The organism is Clostridium sp. CTA-1 (assembly GCF_054768215.1).
The window spans coordinates 1-382 of record NZ_BAAAAP010000074.1 but is presented as its reverse complement, the minus strand read 5'-3'; the positions used below and the strand labels follow the sequence as shown (position 1 = coordinate 382).

Sequence of the window (382 nt, the reverse complement as noted above, 5' to 3'; positions counted from 1 at the left end):
ACTCAATGGTAGAGTGCTAGCCTTCCAAGCTAGTTACGAGGGTTCGATTCCCTTCACCCGCTCCATAATATGCGTCTTTAGCTCAGATGGATAGAGCAACGCCCTTCTAAGGCGTGGGCCAGGGGTTCGAATCCCTTAAGACGCACCATATACGGTGGGCATAGTTCAGTTGGTAGAGCGCCAGATTGTGGTTCTGGTTGTCAAGGGTTCGAGTCCCTTTGTTCACCCCATTRWTGGGATGTCGCCAAGCGGTAAGGCATAGCACTTTGACTGCTACATGCGTAGGTTCGAATCCTGCCATCCCAGCCATTCGATTCACTAGCTCAGTTGGTAGAGCACATGACTTTTAATCATGTTGTCCGGGGTTCGATTCCCCGGTGGA

The 382-nt window shown here is 51.3% G+C and carries 3 tRNA genes; all 3 read left to right on the top strand.

Going from position 1 to position 382, the window contains the following annotated elements:
- Positions 1–71: 71 nt before the first annotated feature.
- Positions 72–148, top strand: a tRNA-Arg gene (locus tag ACYUEW_RS19120).
- A 6-nt stretch (positions 149–154) separates the two neighbouring features.
- A tRNA-His gene (locus tag ACYUEW_RS19115) sits at positions 155–230 on the top strand.
- A gap of 4 nt (positions 231–234) precedes the next feature.
- Positions 235–309: transfer RNA gene (locus ACYUEW_RS19110), tRNA-Gln, on the top strand.
- Positions 310–382: the final 73 nt, after the last annotated feature.